This window comes from Jatrophihabitans sp. (assembly GCA_036389035.1).
Classification (GTDB): Bacteria; Actinomycetota; Actinomycetes; order Mycobacteriales; family Jatrophihabitantaceae; genus Jatrophihabitans_A.
In genome coordinates this window covers 84,319-98,994 of the sequence record DASVQQ010000033.1, presented here as the reverse complement: position 1 = coordinate 98,994, position 14,676 = coordinate 84,319, and the positions used below count along the sequence as shown (strand labels likewise).

The following is a 14,676-nucleotide window of genomic DNA, read 5'->3' as shown; positions in this document are numbered from 1 at the left end:
TAACCCCTTACTTGGCCTCAGCCACCAATGGCAGGTCGTGGGCGATCTGCGCGGCCCCGTTGGTGCTCTGCAAGAACGCCACTCGCGCGTAGTCGTCCGTACCATAGAGCAGCACTTGCGCAGAATGCGTCCGACCCTCGTCCTCGGCGAGTGTCACCCGGGCAGCCACCTGGGCGGCGTCGATCCCGGACTGGGTCCCCCGCAGGCCGATGAACTCGTTCGGCAACCCGGCGTCGAACTTGTCCAGGTAGCTCTTGATCACCGGTGCGGTGTCGCGCTTGACGTCGGTCGTCACGAACACGATCTGGGTCGCTGCCCGGACAGCCGCCGGCACCTGGCGCAGCCCGTTGGCGATGTCGGCCAGGGTGGTCGGGCAGACGTCCGGGCAGTGCGTGAAGCCGAAGAACAGCAGGGTCGGCTTGCCGGCCGTCTCGGCGCCGAACTTGAACTCCCGGCCCGCGGTGTCGGTGAGGGTGAACTGCGGCCGCGGCCGCGGCGGCGTCAGCACCACCCCCCGGTAGGTCGGGTCGGTGTTGCCGTTGAGCTCGCTGGGCGCCGGCTTGGCGGTGCCGCTCGAACCGTCCGGCCCGCTCGGGCCGTCCGACCCGCAGCCGGCCACTAGCAGCACCGCGAGCAGGACGGTGGTCAGGACCGCCCCGGCGCCACGCAACCGGGCGCCCCGTGACTGGGCGCGTGACCGGCTCATTCAGGCTCCTCGGTCGGAACCGGCGCGGTGACCGCGATCACCGGTGCGGTCAGCAGCACCTGCCCGGACCGGGAGAAACTCAGCTGGAAGTTGACGCTCTGGCCGGGCTTGAGCGGCCCGTAGAGCTTCTCGATCATGACGTGCCCCTTGCCCGGTGAGAGGGTGACGGCCCCGCGCGCCGGAATGCTCAACCCGGCGCTGGGCCGCATCGAAGCGGTGTGCAGGGTGGTCTGCGCGCCGGCTCCGGACGTGACCGCCGTCAGCACCTCTGGCTTGTCGGTGGTGTTGGAGATCGTGAAGTACGCCGCCGCGTTGATGCCGTTGGCAGGCTCACGGACATAGGCGCCGCTGACCACGATCGGCCGCTGCGGCTCCATGGCGGTAGTGGCGGTGCTGGCGGCGGGCGCCGCGGGCTCAGCGCCTCGGACCAGGCCCGCCAGACCGGCCACGGCCAGCAGCACCGCGGCAATCAGCGGCAACGGAAAGCGCTTCACGACATCCATAATCCCTCAACCGCGCCGGTGGTCGCGCCGCGGGAACCCGGTCCGGCCGCGGGAGCCAGTCGCGCTGCCGGGAAACCGGTCGCGCCGCGGGAACCCGGTCTCGCCGCGGGGAAGCCGGTCGTCCCCGGAAGCCGGCCGCGCCATCAGGACAGCTCGATCTTGGCGACGGCCACCGTCGAGTCGAACTCCGAGGTCCGGACGGTCAGGCGCAGTTCCCAGACGCCGGCGGCGGGCAGCAGCACGCCGGTGGAGGTGTAGCTGCCGGCCCCGGCCGCCTGCAACGGCACCGGGATCGGTCCCAGCTGCTTGGCTGGCAGGCTGGCGGTGGCGGTGACGCCGGTCGGCGGCGGCCCGCCGCTGAGCCGCACTGTGATCCGGACGTTGCCCTGCACGCCCGGCTCCACGCTGACCAGCGCCTGGGTCTGCGCGTTCAGCTGGACCGTGGCCTGCCGGGGCTGGCTGCGCTCGGCCGCCAACGCCACCTTGCCCGGCGGCTGCGAGACCAGCACCGCGGTCGCGGCCAGCACCAGGGCGCCGATCGCCACCTCGCTCAACAGCGTCCGGCTCAGCCCGGCCGGCAACCCTGACCTCGACCGGGGCGCCGGCACCATGCTGGACGGCCCTGCCGGCGTCGTGCTGGACGGCCCTGGCGGCACCGCGCTGGACGGTCCCGGCGGTACCCCACCGGAGGCCAGGGCCAGCGCCATCTCCGACGGCGCCGGCTTGGCAGCGCTTCGCTGGACTGCCCGCCGGGCAAGGTAGCCGAGCCCCAGCACCCCCGCGAACAGCACCACCTTCAGCACCACCAGCTGGCCGTACCGGGTGCCGGTGATCGCGTCGAGGTCCCCGATCTCGCGCCAGGCCTGAAGGGTGCCGGTCACCGCGAGGGTGGCGATGCACACCATCGCGACCCTGGAGAAGACCGGCAGCCCCGCGGACAGCTGCGCCCGGTCGGCGTCGCGGTCAGCATGCTCGGCACTGCCCCGGCCGAACGCGGCCACCAGCAACATCGTCAGGCCGCCCAACCAGATGATCATGGAGCTCAGGTGCACAGCGTCCACCAGCACCCACAGCTCGTGCGGGTTGGCCGACTGGGCGTGTCCGGTCGCCGCGAACGTGATCACGATGCCGAACCCGATACCGGCCACGGCCCCGGGCCCCCAGCTGGGCGCATCCTGCGCCTCGCCGTCGGCCCGCGCGCCCTCGCCGGCCCGCGCACCGCTCCGCGCGCCCGCACCGAGCAGCGCCGTCAGCACCATCCCCAGGATGCCCAGCAGCAGCAGTCTCAGCGACAGGAATTGACCGAAGGTGCTGTGCAGGGTGGCGTCCAGCAGGGCGGTCTGGGTAAGGCTCGACAGGCTCGACCCGGCGGCGTAAGGCCCCTCCAGCAGGAACTCGGTGGCCGCGCCCAGGCCGGCCAGGCTCCAGCCGACCCACACCAGCCGGCGGACCGAGCGGCGACCAAGGCCGGCCGGCCACAGCGCGAAGACCAGCCAGCTGCCGCCGACCAGCCCGACCCCGGCGAAGCTGATCCAGTGGCTGAGCGCCAGGCCGGCCCGAACCGCCGGATCCACCGGCGCCGTGCCCGAGCCGGAGGACTGGTCACCGCCCACGTCCAGCGGGCCGTCGCCCACCACGTACCGGATGGTGCCCGCGATCGGATGCGAGTCGGCCGAGATCACCCGGTAACTGGCCAGGTAGCTGCCGTCGCCCAGGCCCGAGCGCAGCGGCACCGAGACCGAGCTGCCCACCCCGCCGGGATGGCTGGCCGGGCCGCTGTCGACCCGCTGGCCGGACGAGTCGGTCACCCGCAGGTAGCCCAGCCGCAGGCCCACCTGCTCGTTGAACCGCAGGGTCACCGACTCCGGCGACTGGGTCAGCCGGCTGCCGTTGGCCGGGTCCGAGCCCAGCAGCACGGTGTGCGCCGACGCGGGAGCGGCCAGCAGCACGCTCAGGACGGCGCCGGCCAGCAGGGTCAGCAGGACCGGCAGCCAGCGCCTCACGCCGCCCCCCGGTGCCGCCACGGCAGCGAGCGGGACAGGCCATGGCCATCACCGCGGGCGGCCGGGCGGCCAGGCCCTGGCACCCGTTCGGCGCGGGCCAGCGCGGCCACCAGCAGCAGCCCGAGCACCACGCCGGCATGACTGCCGAGCCGGGCGCCGGTGACCGCCCCGGCCAGCAGATCCGGCACGCTCAGCACCGCCAGCACCGACACGAAGACCAGCAGGATCGGCGCGGTGCCCGCCGCCCGGGCCGGCCGCAGCGCCACTGCCAGCATCGCGGCGCCCACCGCGACGTTCCACGCCGCGCTCTCGTGCGCCTGGTGCGCCCCACCCACGTGCATCGCGGCCATTCCGATGTCCCGGCCCAGCACCGCCGGCGCCGACAGCAGCCACTGCACGCCCGCCAGCAGCGCCAGGCCGAGCTGCAGCGAGCGCCGGCGACGCAGCAGCCGGGCGGCCGGCAACGCGGCCTCGCGCAGGATCGGCCCGCTCAGATCCGGCGGGGTGGCTCCGGACACCCGCAGCAGCCGGCCGGCCCGGGTGGCGGTGTCCAGCCAGGCCGAGCAATCCGGGCAGCGCGTCAGGTGCTCGTCCAGCACTACGCTCGCCATGCCCGCAGCTTCGCCGTCCAGCCGGGCCGAGGCGGCCTCACGATAGGGCGCACAGCTCATGCCCACTTCAGTCGGGTTCAATGGTTGTTCAGTTCCCTGCCTGTGGCCTGGGTCACGACGCTAGGGTGCCAGCACCTGGCGCGGACGCCAGGGGTCACCGCATACCAGTCGAGCACGCAGAGGAGGACCGGTGCCGCCGCCAGAGCAGGACTACGACGCTGTCACGCTGTCGGCGTTGCAGGCCCGCGCCGGCGACGCCGAGGCTGCCACCGCGTTCGTACGGGCCTGTCAGGGCGATGTCTGGCGGCTCTGCGCGCATCTGGGCAGCCCCCGCGACGCCGAGGACCTCACCCAGGAGACCTTCGCCCGGGCGTTCGGCTCGCTGCACCGGTTCGCCGGCCGGTCCTCGGCACGCACCTGGCTGCTCTCGATCGCCCGGCGGGTCTGCGCCGACGCCATCCGCACCCGCCGGCCGTGCACCCCGGTCGCCGAGCTGGAGCCGCCCGGCCGCGGCGCCGACCCTGCCGACACGGTGAGCCTGCGGATGCTGCTGGACAGCCTGGACCCGCCGTTCCGGGAGGCGTTCGTGCTGACCCAGGTGCTCGGGCTGGGCTACGCCGAGGCCGCCGAGGTGGCCGGCTGCCCGATCGGCACCATCCGATCCCGGGTGGCCCGGGCGCGCGACGCGCTGGTGGCCGGCCTGGGTGAGGGCGGCAGCCGGAACGCCCGCGGCGCCGGCTGAGCGGCTCAGCCCAGGCGCGCGCGTACCTCCTGGTTGGCGCGGCGCTCGGCGACGAACGAGGCGAACGGCACGGTGCCGGCCAGCATCACCAGGCCCAGCTTGAGCCAGGCCCAGCGCAGCCGGATGCCCAGGTCCAGGGCGGTCACCAGGTACACCATGAACAGGAAGCCGTGCGCGGTGCCGATCAGCGAGGTCGGCCCCTCGTTGTCACCGAGGTACTTCATCGGCAGGGCCACGAAGACCAGCAGGATGAGCAGCACGCCGGTGATGAAGGCGAGGATCCGGTAGCGCAGGAACGCCCCGGACAGCCCGCGCTGGCCGGCGGTCGTGGTGGTGCTGGTGCCCGTCACTCGGCAGCCTCTCGGTCAGCGGCGCTCAGGCGCGCCAGGTAGGCGTTGAGTCTGCGCCGCTCCGGATCGGTCTCGAGTTCCGGGTCAGGCGGTGGCGGCGGGGTGTAGCCGCGGTACCGGTTCGCTGCCTGCTGCTGAGCCCCCGCCTGCCGCGCCCGGCCATCAGGGGTGACGCCGTCCGGAGCACCGGCGTCCCGAGCACCGCCGTTCTGGGCACTGACCTTCCCAGCGTCGGCCTCCCGAGCACCGCCGCCGTGGGCACTGACGTCCTGAGCACTGACATCCTGCGATCTGTTGGCGTGCCGGTCCGGCCGCAGGTGATCGTGGACGATCCGGAACCACATCAGCACCGTGAAGCCGACGAAGGCCCACCACTGCAGGGCGTAGGCGTAATTGCGCAGGTCGTCGTTGCGCCGGACGGCAGCGCGCCACTGCCAGTACCCGAGCCAGATCATCCCACCGCACACCGCGAGCGTGACAAGGTGCAGCAGCAGCCACTTCGGCTGCAGCAGCGTCAGCTTGCCAGGGCGTCCGGACACGCCACCACGGTACGTCCTGGGCCAGTGGGAATCAGAGTCGGACCGCCTTGTCCCAGCGGCCCGCCGGCCCGGTTCGCCTCAGCTCGACGGTGGCGCGTCGGCCGCCCTCGGCGCGGACAGCTCCAGCGCGATGTTGTCCGGGTCCCGGAAACCCAGCAGGTGGACCGGGCCGAAGTCCTTGATCCCGGCATGGCTGACTCCGAGGCCCTCCAGCACCCGGACGGTGTTCTCCAGGTCGGCGAGGCTGCCGACCGCGAAGCTGACGTGATCCAGGCCCACCCGGTTCTCATCGAAACGATCCCCTGGCGGCGCGCCCGGACGCACCCCGAAGTGGCTGTCCCCGATGGCGTAGATGACCCCGTCGAACACGAAGGCCAGCTGCTCGCGGGTCGCCTCGTCGGCGTCCTCGGGAACCTCGAAGGCCACCGGCAGCCCGAACACCTCGTCGTAGAAGGCCCGGGACCGCTTCATGTCGGTCACGGTCAGGCGGACGTGGGCATAGGAGGTGGTGGGGATCGGCATGGGTAGATGCTGATCACCACCGGCCACCGACGCCACTCCGGCCGTGCGCGAGAGGGAACGGCGGGCTGGTCGAACGGGCCTAGTTGAACGGCGGGCGTCCCGGCTTCCAGGCGTACATCTCCAGGGCGATGTTGTCCGGGTCGCGGAATTCCAGGATGTGGGCGAGCCCGATGTCCTTGATCCCGGCGTGGGTGATCCCGAGCCCGTCCAGTGACCGCTGGATGTCCTCCAGGTCGCTGAGCCCGTCGACCAGGAAGGCGAGGTGGTCCAGGCCCACCCGGTTCTCGTCGAACCGGTCCCCCGCCGGCGCCGCCGGGCGCAGGCCGAACAGGGCGGCGCCGACCCGGTAGATCACGCCGCCGTACAGAAAGCTCAGCTGCTCGCGAGTCGCCTCGTCGGCGTCTTCGGGCACCTCCAGGGCGATCGGCATCCCGAACACCGACTCGTAGAAGGCGCGGGACCGCTTGATGTCGGTCACGGTCAGGCGGACGTGGGAGTAGGCGGTGGTGATCGGCATCTGGCGATCATGCCACCGCCTACTGAACCTGCGCGACGGCCTCGCACAGCGCCCGGGCGGGCGTCACCGGTCGCCGGCGTGCGTCACCGGCCACCGACGTGCGTCACCGGCCGGGTGGCTGGCAGGCTGGCGGGATGGACCCGGTAATCGTGGTGGGTGCTGGAATCGCGGGCATCTCGTGCGCCCGGGCGCTTGCCGATGCCGGCGTGGCAGTGCTGGTGCTGGAGCGGGACGGGCAGCCCGGCGGCCGGATGGCCAGCGCTGAACTCGCCGGACGTCCGGTCGACACCGGCGCCTCGTACTTCACGGTGTCCGATGACCGCTTCGGAGAGGTAGTGCGGGACTGGCAGCGGCGGGGCCTGGCGCGGCCGTGGACCGACACCTTCGAGGTCTATGCCGACGGGACGTTTCAAGGCAGGAGCAGCGGCCCGCCGCGCTGGGCGGCGCCCGCCGGCCTGCAGGCGTTGGTGAGGGACCTGGCCGGCGGCGCGGACCTGCGGATCGAGCAGTGCGAGGTCGGGCAGGTCGCACCCGCCGGCCCTGAGCTGGCGGCGGACGGCCGGCTGGCGGCGGGCGGTCGGCTGGCGGGGAGCGGACGGCTGGCGGGGAGCGGACGGCTGGCGGCGGGCGGTCGGCTCGCGGTGGACGGCCGGCCGGCGGCCGCGGTGGTGCTGGCGATGCCCGACCCGCAGGCCAGGGCCATCCTGCATCCGGACCTGGCCGCCGAGCGGGCCGGGCTGTACGCGGGGTTCGAGCCGGTGCTGGCGCTCAGCGCGGGCTGGCCGGAGCGCGACTGGGACCCGCTGGACGGCGTCTTCGTCAACGGCGACGAGCGGCTGTCCTGGATCGCCGACGACGGCAGCCGGCGTGGCGACGGGGCGCCGGTGCTGGTCGCCCACTCCACCACGTCCTGGACGGCGAGGCAGCTGGGCCGGCCCGACCAGCCCGCGCAAGACGACCGGCCCGCGCAAGACGACCAGCCCGCGCAAGACGACCAGCCCGCCGAGGCCGTCGAGCAGCTGGTGCGGGCGCTGAGCCAGGTGCTCGGCATCAGCGCGGCCCCGTCCTGGACGCGCCTGGACCAGTGGCCGCACGCCAAGCCCGCAGCCGGGCGAACGGCTGCCTTTCAGCTGTGGCCGAGCAGGGTCGGCGCCTGCGGTGACAGCTGGTCGCCGCGGCCGCGGGTGGAGGCGGCGTTCCTGTCCGGGCTGCGGCTCGGCAACGCGCTGGCGGCCCGGCTGCAGCGGTGATCGCCGGGTGCCAGGGCCGGGGTGACGGCAACGTCGGCAAGCATGCATGATGGGGTGCATGCTTCTGGTTCGCGCGATCGCCCGTCCTCTGCTCGCCGCCGCTTTCATCACCGGTGGCGTCAGCACCCTCCGCAAGCCGGCCCAGCGGGTTGCCGCCGCTGAACCGGTGGTGACCCCGCTGATCAGCCGGTTCCCGCAGCTGTCCAACACCGAGCAGGTGGTCAAGATCGACGCCGCTGCCAAGGTGGTCGCCGGTTCGATGCTCGCCTTCGGCAAGTTCCCGCGGCTGTCGGCCACCGTGCTGGCAGCCAGCCTGGTGCCGACCACGATCGCCGACCACCCGTTCTGGGAGGAGCAGGACCCGATCCGGCGGACCCAGCAGCGTCACCAGTTGATGAAGAGCGCCGGCCTGCTCGGTGGCCTGCTGCTGGCCGCCGTCGACACCGAAGGCCGGCCCTCGCTGACCTGGTGGGCCCGGCGCACCCCACGGGTGCTCAGCCACGCCGCGACCGGCCTGCGTCGCGACACCGAACTCGCGCTGCAGTCGGCGACCCACACACTGCGGGACAAGCTGCCGGTCTGAGCCGTCCTGGCGGGCGACAAGCGTAGAGTCGCCCGACAGAGGCAGAAAGTGTCTTCTTCGCCAGCCCGGCGGGCGCTGGCGAACCGGCTAATTCAGCTGACGACGTTTTATTGAGGACACTAGTGATCAGAACCAGCGCCGAATCCGCACGATCCGATGGCTAACGAACCGACCCTGCAGCAGTTGGCCGAGGTGTTCACCAGCCTGGAACCCCACCTGGTAGAGCCCGGCCCCGCCGATGACGTGCTGCAGGCGATCACCAGCAATGGCGTGCAGGTGGTGCAAGGAGCCGAGCATGCCGCGATCACCCGCGGCCGGCCCGACAAGTTCAAGACCGTCGCCGCCACCAGCGAGGTGCCGCTGAACGTCGACTCGATCCAGTACGAACTCGGCTACGGGCCGTGCGTCGATGCCATCCTCGAGAACACCACCTTCGTCACCGGCGACCTCGCCAACGAGGAACGCTGGCCCGGATTCGGCCCGCGCGCCGCTCACGAGTGCGGCGTGATGAGCATGCTGTCCTTCCGGATGTTCCTGGAGGACGACGACCTGATCGCCGGCCTGAACTTCTACTCCGGCAAGCCGAACGCCTTCGACGAGCACGACCGGACGGTCGGGCTGCTGCTGGCCACCCACGGCGCCCTGGCGGTGTCGGCCATGCAACGCGGCGAGACCGCCGCCCACCTGACGCGCGCGCTTGCCAGCAACCGCGAGATCGGGGTGGCGATGGGCGTGCTGATGACTCAGCACAAGATCAGCCGTCAACAGGCCTTCGACCTGCTGCGCATCACCAGCCAGCACAGCCACCGCAAGCTGTCCGACATCGCCGCCGACGTCGCCGACACCGGCACTCTGGAGCTCCCCCGCCTCCAGTGACTCGGAAGCGCAGGGTGTGCCACACCGCTTGTCGCGCGTTACGCGATCCGCGCGAACCAGAGTCCGGATGTGGAGCGTCGATTACTGCGCACACAGCCGCTCGAGGTGTTGCCTTCGATGGTGACGATGTTACCGCCGCCTGCTGACCACACCCATCCCATGTGCTCGCCCTCGACGCCGAAAACATCGCCGGTCTGTGGCCGGCTCACGAGCTTGCCGTGCCGCGACGCCCACGAGCGGACGGACGGCACATAGCCGGGGGTGTCCCACGGGGTGCGCCGGTTGCGGTCGGTGGCGTTGTCCCAGCACCACGACACGAAGTACGCGCACCACGGGCTGGCCGGGTAGTTGCCGAACCAGCGGACATATCGCTGATGCGGCACACCACCGTCGTCGCCCTGCTCGCAGACGCCGGCCCGAAGCTCGGCGCCGGCGTAACGCAGTGCCTCCATCACCCGTGGATCGATCGAGGCCGTCAGGGAGCGGACTGAATCCTCGGTGGTGTCGAGGTCGACCTCGACAGCCTCGGCGAACGCGGCGTGGGTTGGAGGTGGCTGCTGCGGCGAGTCGACCGGTTCGACGTCGACCAGGGCGTCCGGTGGTGTGTCCTGCGTGCTCACGAAATGCCTCCGATTCGCATGAGCGCCACACCGGCACGCTCCCCCAACCGCCTGGCGGCTTCCTCGGCCTGCAGGCGGACATGCTGCGGGACCGGGCCTGCGCCGCACCGGGGACAGTAGAGATCGGACATCGCGAAGGTGTGGTTCTTCGGGCACCCGATGTAACCCGGGAGCGCCGTCCAGGTCGGCGCGGACACGGCGGTTTTGTAATCCGGGTTGGACGCCAGGTTTTGATAGGCCTGCGCAAGCGCGACATCCATCATCTGGTCCGCCTCACGCCACAGCGGATCGTCCGGGTGTGCTGGTGACAGCGCTGGTGGTTGGGTACTCGGATACTTCGCCCTCCACTTCTCCTCGAAGATCCGTCGAGCTTCGCGTAGTTCCGGCAAGTTCGCGATATCCATTGCGGTTCCCCCATCAACAGCGGTCCTCGCCTGCCTTCCCCTGCCGGAAAGTGGCGGCTCGCTCATCGTCCTCGCGCGGGGACCGGTGCGCCATAGGTGGAACTAACTTCGACGGGCATATCTCGCTCCGTGCCGTCCGTTACCGGCGATCACGCCCTGATAAGCCGGTTCAGCACCGCGGCGGTCACCACCCCGTAGGCCAGGTGCGGCGCGGCGTCGGCAGCCCAGTCGGCCGCCGACCAGGACCGCGGGTCGGTGACTCCGAGCAGCGTCATCGGAGCGTTGCCCGCGATCAGCGCACCGGTCGTGGCGGCCGCGACAGCCGCTCCCGGGCCCGGCCGCCAGCCCGCCGCCCGAACCAGTCCGAGCATCGCGCCCACTCCCACCCCGGCCGCCACTCCGAGCAACGGGCCGAGGCCGGCCACCCGGTTCTCCCGTGCCTCGCCGTCCCCCGGGACGGGCAGCTTCAGCCGGGTGGACAGCCGCTCGACACTCTCCTGCGGGGTGCTGCTGGTCGGACGGCCGCGGACCGCCATGTCGAGGTAGGTGACGGTGTTCAGTGCGGTGGTTCCGGCGGCTCCGGCGGCGGCGCCGAGCAGCAGGCCGGTGGACAGCTTCATGCGATCGACGCTAACCACCGGCCGCGCCGCCAGCAACGAGTGCTCCGGGACCGAGCCGGCCGGCGCCTTTCTGATTTGCTTCCTCCCAGATTTGGGAGTATGGGTAGAGACCTGTTCCGGCGATGAGGGCCAAGAAGCGATCTCACGTCCGCCGAGCCAATCGCTGAGAAGCCGCGACCAGATCGACCCGAGCGCCTGGGGCGTTCGGGCTTCGCCCTTCGCCGGAGAACCTCATGGCGCTGTCGGAAGAAGAGAACTCCAAGCTGCTCCAGGTGGAGCAGGAACTGGCCGCTGACCGGCTGCTGAGCTGGCTGTTCATCGCGGCGTTTCCGCTGGTCAGGCCCGGTAGGCCGCGGCCGGGCCCAGCACGGCGGATGCTGTGCGCGCGCCCGCGGCAGCGACCCCGCTGACCCCAGCCACTCAGCCCTCGTAGTGGTGACCGACCGCGGTCAGCGCCTTGTCCAGCGCGGCCAGGCCCTGGCGCATCTCGTCGTCGGTGATGGTGCAGGGCGGCACCACGTGCAGCCGGTGGTAGTTGGTGAAGGGCAGCACGCCGTTGGCCCGAAGGGCGCCGACCAGCTCCGTCATCGCCGGCGAGCTGCCGCCGTACGGGGCCAGCGGCTCGCGGGTGGCCCGGTCCTTGACCAGGTCCAGCGCCCAGAACACCCCCAGCCCGCGCACCTCGCCGATCATCGGATGCCGCTCGGCCAGCTCCCGCAGCCCGGGGCCGAGGACCTGCTCGCCGATCCTGGCCGCGTTCTCGACGATGCCCTCCTCGGTCATCGCGGTCATGCTGGCCACCGCGGCCGCGCAGGCCAGCGGGTGCCCCGAGTAGGTCAGCCCACCGGGAAAGACCCGCTCGTCGAACGTCCGGCAGATCTGCTCGGAGATGATCACGCCGCCGAGCGGGACGTAGCCGGAGTTCACCCCCTTGGCGAAGGCGATCAGATCTGGTGTCACGTCGTAGTTGTCGACGGCGAACCAGCGGCCGGTCCGGCCGAAGCCGCACATCACCTCATCGGCGATGTAGACGATGCCGAACCGGTCGCACAGCTCGCGCACGCCCGCGAGGTATCCCGGCGGCGGCGGCATGATGCCCGCGGTGCCGGGGACGGTCTCCAGGATGATCGCGGCGATCGTGGCCGGCCCCTCGAAGCTGATCACTTGCTCCAGGTGCGCCAGCGCGCGCTCGCACTCCTCGGCCTCGGTGCTGGCGTGGAACGGGGAGCGGTACAGGAACGGGCCGAAGAAGTGCACCGCGCCGGCCGCGCCGAGGTCGTTGGGCCAGCGGCGCGGGTCACCGGTCAGGTTCACCGCGGTCTGGGTGCCGCCGTGGTAGCTGCGGTAGGTCGAGAGCACCTTGTGGCGCCCGGTGTGCAGCCGGGCCATCCGCACGGCGTACTCCACCGCCTCGGCGCCGGCGTTGGTGAAGAACACCTTGGCCATGTTCGCCGGGGCCCGCTCGATGATCATCTTGGCTGCCTCGCCGCGAGCGGCGTTGGCGTGCTGCGGGGCGATCGTGCACAGCAGGTCGGCCTGCTCCTTGATCGCGGCGACCACCTTGGGATGCTGGTGGCCGATGTTGGTGTTCACCAGTTGCGAGCTCAGGTCCAGCAACTGGTTGCCGTCGCCGTCGGTGACATAGCTGCCGGCCGCCGAGGTGATGACGAGGGGTTTCAAGGCCGCCTGTGCTGACCAGGAGTGGAAAACGTACTGTCGGTCGAGTTCGAAAGTTGTCTCGGCGGTCATGTCGAATTCCTGTCTGGCGGCACGCGCCTTATAGGTTGTGGCGGCGGTGGGCCCGCTCCGGCGGACCTGCCCTCCACGTTGGTGATGGTAGAGAGTGCGCCCGCGGTGGCGTCAAGGAGGCAGGATGTACTACCAGCTGTATGTGGAGTCCCAGCGCCGGGTGCAGGACCTGGTCACCCCGCTGGACTCCGCGGCCCTGGACAAGCCGACTCCGGCCTGCCCGGACTGGTCGGTGCACGACGTGCTCGCCCATCTGGCCGGCGCGGCCGCCTCGTTCGGCACCGACTCCTTCGCCGGGGTGGGGACCGATCCCTGGACGGCTGAGCACATCGAAAACCGCCGGGACGCCGCGGTGACTGACCTGTTGGCCGAGCGGTGGGCCTGCACGCCCAAGCTGGAGCACGTTCCGGCCGACCACCGCGTCTGGCTGCCGGTCGTGCATGACGCGCTGACCCACGAGGCCGACATCCGCGGCGCGATCGGCGCGCCCGGGCTGCCCGCGGACGCGCTCGCGGCCGCCTTTCCGCTGGTCGAACCCGCGCTGGGAATGAAGTTCGCCGCGTTCGGCCCCACCACCGTCGAACTGGACGGCCAGCCTCGCAATTTCGGCGAGGGCGAGCCGGTGCTGGTGGTGCGGACGTCGATGTTCGAGTTCTGGCGCGGCGCCTTCGGCAGGCGCAGCAACCGGCAGATGCGCAGCTGGGTGGCGGCCGGCGACGCCGCGGCCTTCGCCCGGGTCCTGCCGGTGTTCGGCCCCCGTGACACCGATCTGCTCGAACCGGCCTGACCCCTCGCCCTGATCCCGGCGAACCGAACACCCTGATCGGAACCACGGAACACCTTGATCCAGGCCACTGAGCAGCTACCAGGCCGGCTGAGCCGGGCGCGGATAGCCACCTCGCTGATCTTCGCCTTCAACGGCCTGCTGTTCGCCGCCTGGGTGCCGCACATCCCCGAGGTCAAGCACCAGCTCGGCCTGAGCGACGCCTCGCTGGGTCTGGCCCTGCTCGGCCCGGCCATCGGCTCGGTGATCTCGATGCCGGTGATCGGGCGGGCCACCACCCGCTACGGCAGCGGCATGGTCACCGCGGTGCTGGCCTTCGCCACCTACCTGGCGATCAGCGGTCCCGGGCTGGCCCGCAACCTTCCAGAGCTGTTCGGAGCGCTGGTGCTCTGGGGGGTCGTCACCGGCGGGCTGGACGTGGCGATGAACTCCCAGGCCGTCCAGATCGAGACCAGCTACCGGCGCCCGATCATGTCCAGCTTCCACGCCTACTGGAGCATCGGCACGGTGCTGGGCACGGTGCTGGGCAGTCTCGGCGCCGGGTTCGGGGTGTCGCTGGCCGCCCAGCAGGCCGGGCTGGCGGTGCTGCTGGCGCTGGTCACCGGCTGGTGCGTGCGCCAGTTCATCGCCGATCACCCGCCGCGGGACTATCAGGCCGGCAAGCGGGTCTTCGAGTTCCGGCTGGTGCTGCTGGGCATGGCCGGGGTCTGCGCCCTGCTGGCCGAGGGCAGCGCCGCGGACTGGTCACCGGTCTACCTGCGCGATGACCTGCAGGTCTCGCCGGGCCAGGCCGGCATCGCCTTCGGCGCCTTCACGGTGATGATGACGGTCGGCCGGCTGACCGGGGACCGGCTGGTCCTGGCGCTGGGCCGGTCCAGAAGCCTCAGCGTGCTGGCCGGCATCGGGACGCTGGGGATGAGCCTGGGCCTGCTCAACAACACCCTGATCGGCTCGTCGATCGGTTTCGCCTGCCTGGGACTGGGCCTGTCGGTGATGGTCCCGGTGATCTTCTCCACCGCGGCCGACGGCCCGGGGGCGGCCGGGCCCAAGCTGGCGCTGGTGTCCAGCTTCAGCTACCTGGGCTTCTTGCTCGGACCGGCCTCGCTCGGCCCGCTGGCCCACGCCACCTCGGTGCACACCGCGTTGTGGGTGCTGCCGACTTTCGCCGCGCTGGCCGGGGTGCTGGGCGTGATCGCGGTCCGGATGACCGCCCGCCTCTCAACCCCGGCTGCCGCCGACGTCAGGTGAGCTGCCCCGAGGTCATTGCCCTGAGGTCATTGCGCGGCCTGAAACCGCG

18 protein-coding genes and 1 pseudogene are annotated in these 14,676 nt (G+C 71.6%); 7 read left to right on the top strand and 12 right to left on the bottom strand.

The annotated features are described in order from the left end of the window. Window positions 1-7 precede the first annotated feature (7 nt). The 4 genes from VF557_17565 to VF557_17550 form a co-directional block, all read right to left on the bottom strand. Entirely contained in the window at window positions 8-706 is a 699-nt protein-coding gene (locus tag VF557_17565; GenBank protein HEX8082024.1) for an SCO family protein, read from the bottom strand. After that, window positions 703-1,200 carry a copper chaperone PCu(A)C gene (locus tag VF557_17560; GenBank protein ID HEX8082023.1) on the bottom strand — a complete coding sequence of 166 codons (498 nt, stop codon included), beginning with the start codon at window positions 1,198-1,200 and terminating at the stop codon, window positions 703-705. The genes VF557_17565 and VF557_17560 overlap by 4 nt, the downstream gene beginning before the upstream one ends. A 152-nt stretch (window positions 1,201-1,352) precedes the next feature. Next, on the bottom strand, window positions 1,353-3,212 hold the full coding sequence (locus VF557_17555) for a copper resistance protein CopC (protein HEX8082022.1): 1,860 nt from the start codon (window positions 3,210-3,212) through the stop codon (window positions 1,353-1,355). Continuing rightward, a complete protein-coding gene (locus tag VF557_17550) occupies window positions 3,209-3,883 on the bottom strand; it encodes a zf-HC2 domain-containing protein (protein ID HEX8082021.1) in 675 nt (224 codons plus the stop codon). Before VF557_17550 ends, VF557_17555 begins: the two co-directional genes overlap by 4 nt. Window positions 3,884-4,013: 130 nt before the next feature. Here VF557_17550 and VF557_17545 point away from each other — a divergent pair, with 130 nt between their 5' ends. Then, window positions 4,014-4,565 carry a sigma-70 family RNA polymerase sigma factor gene (locus VF557_17545; GenBank protein ID HEX8082020.1) on the top strand — a complete coding sequence of 184 codons (552 nt, stop codon included), beginning with the start codon at window positions 4,014-4,016 and terminating at the stop codon, window positions 4,563-4,565. Window positions 4,566-4,570: 5 nt separating this feature from the next. Here VF557_17545 and VF557_17540 read toward each other — a convergent pair whose 3' ends face one another. The 4 genes from VF557_17540 to VF557_17525 form a co-directional block, all read right to left on the bottom strand. Beyond that, on the bottom strand, window positions 4,571-4,915 hold the full coding sequence (locus VF557_17540; protein ID HEX8082019.1) for a DUF3817 domain-containing protein: 345 nt from the start codon (window positions 4,913-4,915) through the stop codon (window positions 4,571-4,573). Continuing rightward, window positions 4,912-5,454, bottom strand: a complete 543-nt coding sequence (locus VF557_17535) for a hypothetical protein (protein HEX8082018.1) — start codon at window positions 5,452-5,454, stop codon at window positions 4,912-4,914. The genes VF557_17540 and VF557_17535 overlap by 4 nt, the downstream gene beginning before the upstream one ends. Before the next feature lie 78 nt (window positions 5,455-5,532). After that, window positions 5,533-5,976, bottom strand: coding sequence for a VOC family protein (locus tag VF557_17530; protein HEX8082017.1), 444 nt, complete (start codon window positions 5,974-5,976; stop codon window positions 5,533-5,535). Between the two features lie 79 nt (window positions 5,977-6,055). Continuing rightward, a complete protein-coding gene (locus VF557_17525) occupies window positions 6,056-6,493 on the bottom strand; it encodes a VOC family protein (protein ID HEX8082016.1) in 438 nt (145 codons plus the stop codon). 134 nt (window positions 6,494-6,627) lie between these two features. On the opposite strand from VF557_17525, the gene VF557_17520 reads away from it, so the two are divergent. The 3 genes from VF557_17520 (at window position 6,628) to VF557_17510 (ending at window position 9,202) form a co-directional block, all read left to right on the top strand. After that, the gene (locus VF557_17520; protein HEX8082015.1) at window positions 6,628-7,743 is read left to right on the top strand and encodes an FAD-dependent oxidoreductase; all 1,116 of its coding nucleotides are present in this window, start codon (window positions 6,628-6,630) and stop codon (window positions 7,741-7,743) included. Window positions 7,744-7,801: 58 nt separating this feature from the next. Beyond that, complete coding sequence (locus tag VF557_17515; protein HEX8082014.1) at window positions 7,802-8,326, top strand: DoxX family protein; 525 nt, start codon at window positions 7,802-7,804, stop codon at window positions 8,324-8,326. 156 nt (window positions 8,327-8,482) lie between these two features. Continuing rightward, complete coding sequence (locus tag VF557_17510) at window positions 8,483-9,202, top strand: GAF and ANTAR domain-containing protein (GenBank protein HEX8082013.1); 720 nt, start codon at window positions 8,483-8,485, stop codon at window positions 9,200-9,202. Window positions 9,203-9,240: 38 nt separating this feature from the next. Here VF557_17510 and VF557_17505 read toward each other — a convergent pair whose 3' ends face one another. The 3 genes from VF557_17505 to VF557_17495 all read right to left on the bottom strand — a co-directional run bounded on the left by VF557_17505 (window position 9,241) and on the right by VF557_17495 (window position 10,846). Beyond that, window positions 9,241-9,822 (bottom strand): hypothetical protein, encoded by a 582-nt coding sequence (locus VF557_17505; protein ID HEX8082012.1) that lies wholly within the window; start codon window positions 9,820-9,822, stop codon window positions 9,241-9,243. Then, window positions 9,819-10,226, bottom strand: coding sequence for a hypothetical protein (locus VF557_17500; GenBank protein ID HEX8082011.1), 408 nt, complete (start codon window positions 10,224-10,226; stop codon window positions 9,819-9,821). Before VF557_17500 ends, VF557_17505 begins: the two co-directional genes overlap by 4 nt. Window positions 10,227-10,375: 149 nt before the next feature. Continuing rightward, the gene (locus tag VF557_17495) at window positions 10,376-10,846 is read right to left on the bottom strand and encodes a hypothetical protein (GenBank protein HEX8082010.1); all 471 of its coding nucleotides are present in this window, start codon (window positions 10,844-10,846) and stop codon (window positions 10,376-10,378) included. Between the two features lie 233 nt (window positions 10,847-11,079). Between VF557_17495 and VF557_17490 the strand changes: the two genes are divergently transcribed. Continuing rightward, window positions 11,080-11,256, top strand: coding sequence for a hypothetical protein (locus VF557_17490; protein ID HEX8082009.1), 177 nt, complete (start codon window positions 11,080-11,082; stop codon window positions 11,254-11,256). A gap of 10 nt (window positions 11,257-11,266) precedes the next feature. Here the strand turns inward: VF557_17490 and VF557_17485 are convergent. Beyond that, window positions 11,267-12,604, bottom strand: a pseudogene (locus tag VF557_17485) (aspartate aminotransferase family protein). A 115-nt stretch (window positions 12,605-12,719) separates the two neighbouring features. Here VF557_17485 and VF557_17480 point away from each other — a divergent pair. Together VF557_17480 and VF557_17475 are read left to right on the top strand one after the other, a co-directional pair. Further along, the gene (locus VF557_17480; protein HEX8082008.1) at window positions 12,720-13,382 is read left to right on the top strand and encodes a maleylpyruvate isomerase family mycothiol-dependent enzyme; all 663 of its coding nucleotides are present in this window, start codon (window positions 12,720-12,722) and stop codon (window positions 13,380-13,382) included. Between the two features lie 54 nt (window positions 13,383-13,436). Next, a complete protein-coding gene (locus VF557_17475) occupies window positions 13,437-14,627 on the top strand; it encodes an MFS transporter (GenBank protein ID HEX8082007.1) in 1,191 nt (396 codons plus the stop codon). Window positions 14,628-14,676: the final 49 nt, after the last annotated feature.